8 protein-coding genes are annotated in these 5,945 nt (G+C 59.4%); 4 read left to right on the top strand and 4 right to left on the bottom strand.

Annotation, left to right across the window (positions count from 1 at the left end):
* Positions 1-94: 94 nt before the first annotated feature.
* Positions 95-880, bottom strand: a complete 786-nt coding sequence (locus tag ACTG36_RS16330; protein ID WP_375281318.1) for an enoyl-CoA hydratase — start codon at positions 878-880, stop codon at positions 95-97.
* A 55-nt stretch (positions 881-935) separates the two neighbouring features.
* Between ACTG36_RS16330 and ACTG36_RS16325 the strand changes: the two genes are divergently transcribed.
* Entirely contained in the window at positions 936-1,355 is a 420-nt protein-coding gene (locus ACTG36_RS16325) for a PaaI family thioesterase (protein WP_375281317.1), read from the top strand.
* Here the strand turns inward: ACTG36_RS16325 and ACTG36_RS16320 are convergent.
* The 3 genes from ACTG36_RS16320 to ACTG36_RS16310 all read right to left on the bottom strand — a co-directional run bounded on the left by ACTG36_RS16320 (position 1,352) and on the right by ACTG36_RS16310 (position 3,064).
* Positions 1,352-2,377 (bottom strand): hypothetical protein, encoded by a 1,026-nt coding sequence (locus ACTG36_RS16320; protein WP_375281316.1) that lies wholly within the window; start codon positions 2,375-2,377, stop codon positions 1,352-1,354. The genes ACTG36_RS16325 and ACTG36_RS16320 overlap by 4 nt on opposite strands.
* Positions 2,377-2,691: a hypothetical protein gene (locus ACTG36_RS16315; protein ID WP_375281315.1), complete on the bottom strand. Its 315-nt coding sequence runs from the start codon at positions 2,689-2,691 to the stop codon at positions 2,377-2,379. The genes ACTG36_RS16320 and ACTG36_RS16315 overlap by 1 nt, the downstream gene beginning before the upstream one ends.
* Positions 2,692-2,836: 145 nt before the next feature.
* A complete protein-coding gene (locus ACTG36_RS16310; RefSeq protein ID WP_439142961.1) occupies positions 2,837-3,064 on the bottom strand; it encodes a DUF1127 domain-containing protein in 228 nt (75 codons plus the stop codon).
* 98 nt (positions 3,065-3,162) lie between these two features.
* Here ACTG36_RS16310 and ACTG36_RS16305 point away from each other — a divergent pair, with 98 nt between their 5' ends.
* The 3 genes from ACTG36_RS16305 (at position 3,163) to rpsI (ending at position 5,663) form a co-directional block, all read left to right on the top strand.
* Positions 3,163-4,563, top strand: a complete 1,401-nt coding sequence (locus tag ACTG36_RS16305; RefSeq protein ID WP_375281313.1) for a PLP-dependent aminotransferase family protein — start codon at positions 3,163-3,165, stop codon at positions 4,561-4,563.
* A 150-nt stretch (positions 4,564-4,713) separates the two neighbouring features.
* On the top strand, positions 4,714-5,175 hold the full coding sequence (gene rplM / locus ACTG36_RS16300; protein ID WP_375281312.1) for a 50S ribosomal protein L13: 462 nt from the start codon (positions 4,714-4,716) through the stop codon (positions 5,173-5,175).
* Positions 5,175-5,663 carry a 30S ribosomal protein S9 gene (gene rpsI, locus ACTG36_RS16295; RefSeq protein ID WP_375281311.1) on the top strand — a complete coding sequence of 163 codons (489 nt, stop codon included), beginning with the start codon at positions 5,175-5,177 and terminating at the stop codon, positions 5,661-5,663. Before rplM ends, rpsI begins: the two co-directional genes overlap by 1 nt.
* Positions 5,664-5,945: the final 282 nt, after the last annotated feature.

The following is a 5,945-nucleotide window of genomic DNA, read 5'->3' as shown; positions in this document are numbered from 1 at the left end:
ATTGGGGGCCAGCCCCCAAACCCCCGGGATATTTTTGAGACAAAGACAAGGGCGCGGACAACGGACGCAGGGCGCGCGGGTGGAGCAGTCCGCGTCAGGTGTCCCAGTTCGGGGTGCGTTTTTCCAAAAAGGCGCTGATGCCCTCGTTGGTTTGGGCGTGATCCATATTTTCGGCCATGACATGACCGGTGTAGGCGTAAGCCTCAGCGGTGGTCATCTGGGATTGGCTGTAGAAGGCTTGTTTGCCGATCTTGACCGCGAGGGGCAGTTTTTCGGCGACGGTGAGGGCAAGTTTGCGTGTCTCGGCCGCCAATTCATCGTCTGGGACCGCATGGTTGATCAGGCCAATCTCGCGTGCTTCTGACGCCAAGAGGAACCGCCCCGTGGTCAGCATCTCAAAGGCCTGTTTGCGCGGCACGTTGCGGGTCAGCGCCACCATGGGGGTTGAGCAAAACAGGCCGATGTTCACGCCGTTGACGCCAAAACGTGTCGTGTCTGCTGCGACGGCCATGTCACAGGTGGCCACCAACTGACATCCCGCCGCCGTTGCAATTCCGTGTACCTGTGCGATGACCGGTTGGGGCAGGGATTGGATCGTCTGCATCATCGCCGAACAGCGCGCAAAAAGATCGCTCCAGGCTGCGGTGCCGCCGTCTTCGTTCTGACGCGCGGCTTGCATTTCTTTCAGGTCATGGCCCGCACAAAAGGCTTTGCCTGCCCCAGACAGGATCACGGCGCGGACTTGCGTGTCCGTCCGCAGCCCGTCCAATTCACTTTGGATAGCTGCGATCATCGCATCGCTGAGCGCGTTGAGGTTCTGGGGGCTGTTCAGTTCAAGATGGGCGATGTGGTCGGCATCGGTGCGGGTCAGTAAGGTCATGGCTTGTCCTTTGGCATATCTTGCGCAAGCTTAGGCAAGCACAAAGGGAAACGCCATGGATATGAAGATGAATGCCGCAGAGCTGCAGGCGTTTTTGGAACGGGACTTTCCGCAGGTGGCGGGGGATTTCGACTTTGTCGAGGTGGCCCCGCCTGTGGTGGTGATGGGGCTGTCCGCCTCTGACAAACACCTGCGTCCGGGGGGCACCGTGTCGGGGCCGTCGATGTTCGGGCTGGCCGATGTCTGTGCGTATTTCTGTATTCTCAGCGCGTTGGGGCCGGTGGCGTTGGCGGTGACGACAAACTGTTCCATCGACTTCATGCGCAAACCTGCGCCGGGGCGGCTTTTGTGCCGGATGGAGCTGTTGAAACTGGGCCGCGCTTTGGCAGTCTGTGAGGGGCGGTTGTTCAGCGAAGGTGCGGCGGACAAACCGGTGGCGCGCGCGTCGCTGACCTATTCGATCCCGCCGCGCTAAAGCAGGCCCATAGACCCCCAGAGCCAGCCTGCCACTACGGCCGAGGTAGACATCGCCACGGCATAGCCAAACAGTTTCTTCATCGAAAACGGGCGTTCGCCAAAGGTGCGGCCATGGAGCCCGCAGGTCACCACCTTCATCGGTTTGCCGCCGTAGGTGTAATGCAAAATCCAGACCGGCAGCAGGATGCGCCGGTATTTGATGCCGGTGGTGTGGGTTTTGTAGCTGACCGACGTGATGTTGCGTTTGCCCGAATGACGTTTGATCCGGTTGCGCAGCAGCAGGTCCTTGTCTGCGGCATTGGAGGACAGCCCTTCGGTCACGGTTTCATAATGCCGTTCCGCCGCGAAACCGGCCATATAGGCGGGGGTGTAGGGGCGCAGGTCTGCGGGGTTGAAATCATGCAAAATACCGTCGCGGATCAACGGGGTCACATGGGGTGAGGCAGGCGCCAGCATATCGTCGAAACCTGTGGTCATGCTGTCCTTGACCGATCGGTGGCGCCATTTCTTGTTGGACCGCACTTTGTACCGGACCATGTAATTCACGGCCTCTTGGCTGTCGAAGGTCCAGAAGGGCACGTAGATGCCCGCAACGCGCCCTTGGGCCACGATCTGGGGCAAATTATCCGGGGCCGCGTGACGGGCCTGCACCCAAGCCTCAATGCGGGATTGGGCGTCGCCTGCGCCCAATGCAAAGGGGATCATCCCCACCGTCTGATAGGACACATCTGCTGGCCCCAGCACAATCGGCCCATCGCAATAGGCGCAGCGGTCCGACAGGGCAGGGCCAATGAACACGACCTGCCCGCCGCAGGTTTCACATTGGCGCAGCGTGTCGCCGGTGTGGCTGCGCTGTTCGGTGTGGGGCAGATCAGGGTGGTAGTGAAACTCCTCGGCCGGATCGACGCTGGGATCAACGGCAATGGGGTGTGCTGTGCTGCAACTGGTGCATTCCAACGACTGGCTCAGCGGGGCATAGCGGCATTGGCCTGCGCAGTTGGGGCATTGCAGATCAGACATCAGTCGTCCCCCAAGGCCGCGAGGATTTCAAGAAGGATCTGCAAGCGCAGCCAACCGCGGTCAATGGCACCGGACAGATCACCTGTTACCGACCAATCCCCAAGGATCGTGGCGACAAACCATGTAAGCGCCAGCCAGATGGCGATGACGATCCAGCCTGATGTGGTGCGGATGAACCCGGCTGATCCGTGTTTCAGCTCATGCTTGGCTTCACGCACCTGGATGAGCTTCCTGACGGGGAGAATGCCCAAAACAGCAGAGCCCGCGATCAGGGCGAGGGCGGCAATAACCGGTGAGAGGCCTGCGAAAAACATCGGTTCATCTGCCCTTGGACGTGTCTTAGTCTTTAGGGGGAGCGTACGGGTTGGGCGGCGTTTGGCAACCTTAAGTCTGCATAAAAAAGGGCTGGTGTTTCCACCGGCCCAGTCAGGAAGATCGTATAGCGCTTGTTGCGCCCGTTCAGTCGCGCCAGAACGGCTTTGCGGCCTCTTGCTGTGCCGTCATGGCATCAAGGCCAATGTCAGACAAAAGGTGCGGTGGCAGTTTCGTCAGATGTTTGCGCGTGCGCCGGCGGGCATCCCATTTCGTCACCGCAACCGCGACGATCACAGCCACGGAGGCGACCGCGGGCAGGCGGTCGGCATCGGACAGGACGGACAGGCGGGTATCGGTGAGAGCGTGTGACATGGGGATGCTCCTTTTCAGCCACGGGGTTGATTGTATTGATACAATAAGGCATTGTGCCTAAGTTATAGATACAAAGCAGCAATGAGTCGGTAAACGAAATGATTGTACCTGATACAAAATGGCTGCCGAAGGTGGATGGCGCAGGCCGGTCGAAGTACAGAGCCTTGGCCGAAGCGATCCGTGAAGGGATTGTATCGGGACAATTGCCGCCGGGATCGAAACTGCCCCCCGTGCGGGACCTCGCCTATCAGGTGGGCGTCACGCCGGGCACGGTCGCGCGGGCCTATACGTTGATGACCGACGAGGGCCGTCTGACCGCAGGCGTGGGGCGCGGGACCTTTGTTGCGGATGGGCCGGTACGTGCGCCCGTGCAGGATGTGCCCCTGATCAACACGGTCGATGAAACCATCGCGGACTTCAGGTCCAGTCGTGTGCCGGACGTGGGGCAGGGGCGTGCCATTGATGCAGCCTTGGTGCATGTGGGCCAATCCCACCGGCGTCGTCATATCAACTACCCCACACCTGAAACCGACCTAGAGGCGCGCGGTGCGGTGATGGACTGGATGTCGGGCACGGATATTGGTGCGGTCGACACCGATCACATTGTGCTGGCCAACGGGGCGCAAAATGCGGTGGTGCTGTCGTTGCTTGCGGTCCTCAGCGGGCCGTCGCCCGTCCTCCTGACCGAAGAACTGGCCTATCCCGGCGTGCGCCACGCAGGCCGTTTGTTGCGGGCGAAGGTCGTGGGCGTGGCCATGGACGATCACGGTATCATCCCAGAGGCTTTGGCCGCCGCCTACCGTGAACACGGCGGGCAGGTGTTGATTACGTCGCCTTCGGTCCACAGCCCCACGACGATCACCACCCCGCTGGACCGCAAGGTCGCGATCGCAGAGGTCGCACGGTCCTTGAACCTGACAATCATCGACGATGATTGCCACGCTTCGATCCTGTCTGACCTGCCCAGCTACCGCGCGATTTTGCCCGAACAGACCTATTATGTGTCGTCGCTGACCAAATCCGTCAGCGGCGCGCTGCGCTTTGGGTTTGCCGTGGCGCCATCGGGGCAGGGCGCGGATTTAAGGCAGGTCGCGCAATCGGCCCATTATGGCGTGTCGCAGCCGATCACCGACGTGTGCACCCATCTGATCCAGACGGGCGACGCCGCGCGTATCCGCCAACAGGTCACTGATGCCATCGCCAACCGTGTGCGCATGGCGGTCAATACCTTGGGCAGCTGGGATATCCGCTGGCGGGAGGACGCGCCGTTTATCTGGCTCAACCTGCCCACCGGCTGGCGGTCTTCGCGGTTCATGGCCGCTTGCGAAGCGCGGGGCATTTTGGTCAAGCCCGCAGACGAATTCGCCTTGCCCGATGACAAGGCCCCCAATGCCGTGCGATTGGCCATCGGAACCTGCGTGTCGGACGCCCGCTGCCTTGAGGCTTTGCGCGAAATGGACCGGATGTTGGGGAATCCGTCCAATGCCATGGAAAGCTGATGGGGTAAAATAATACCGTTTTTGTAACACGTTGTTTTGGAACGATTGTTTCGACATAAGGCCTGTTGACCGGGCCCCTACACCCCCGTAAAAGCCACCCATCGAATGCAGGGCCCCATCACGGGGTCCTTACTCCATTAGGACAGATACATGAAAACCTTCTCTGCTACTCCGGCGGATATCGAAAAGAAGTGGATCCTGATCGACGCCGAGGGCGTTGTTCTGGGCCGTCTTGCCTCGATCATCGCCATGCGGCTGCGTGGTAAGCACAAAGCCACTTTCACTCCCCATATGGACATGGGCGACAACGTCATCGTCATCAACGCCGACAAGGTGCAGCTGACAGGCAACAAGCGTGAAAAGCCAAACTACTGGCACACCGGCACTGTGGGCGGCATCAAATCCCGCACCACCGGCGAAATCCTTGAGGGTGCCCACCCCGAGCGTGTCGTCATGCAGGCCGTCAAGCGCATGCTGCCCGGCAACCGCCTGTCCCGCCAGCAAATGACACACCTGCGTGTCTTCGCAGGCACCGAGCACGGCATGGACGCCCAGAAGCCCGAAGTTCTCGACGTCAAGGCGATGAACAAAAAGAACACGAGGACCGCATAATGGCCGATCAAGTGAACTCCCTCGAAGAATTGGGTGCAGTCGCTGAAGGCGTAGACGCGCCCGTTGCGATCGAAATCAACCGTGAGCCCGTCAAAGACGACCTCGGCCGGTCCTATGCCACAGGAAAGCGTAAAGACGCTGTTGCCCGTGTCTGGATCAAGCCCGGTTCCGGCAAAGTCACCGTCAATGGCAAAGATCAGGACGTGTATTTCGCACGCCCCGTTCTGCAGATGATCCTGCGCCAGCCGTTCGACGTAGCCGGTGTTGCTGGTCAGTTTGACGTGGTTGCCACGGTCAAAGGCGGCGGCCTGTCTGGTCAGGCTGGTGCGGTCAAGCACGGCATCTCCAAGGCGCTGCAGCTGTTTGATCCGTCCTTGCGCGCGGCCCTGAAGGCTGCAGGCTTCCTGACACGCGACAGCCGTGTGGTTGAACGTAAGAAGTACGGTAAAGCCAAAGCCCGTAAGAGCTTCCAGTTCTCCAAGCGTTAATTCTGTATTTACAGAAAATACAATTAAAACAATGGCTTGCAAGAAATTGCGAGCCATTTTTTTATGTCCCGAGAGAGTCCCGAATACTGATTTTGCACGGTTTTTCTTGCCTAAAAGTCACGAACCAGTCACGTTGAGTTTGCAGTTCTCATGCGAAGGTTTCAGTTCTCGGCAATGGCAGGTCAGTATCAAGATCGACAAGACAGCAGTATTTATGGCTCTCGGCTGATTATTCATCGGCGTGTGGATCTGGATAACGACAACTTCTACTTTCGAGCAAAA

Source organism: Pseudooctadecabacter sp. (assembly GCF_965657175.1).
Classification (GTDB): Bacteria; Pseudomonadota; Alphaproteobacteria; order Rhodobacterales; family Rhodobacteraceae; genus Octadecabacter.
This window is presented reverse-complemented; position numbering and strand designations above follow the sequence as displayed.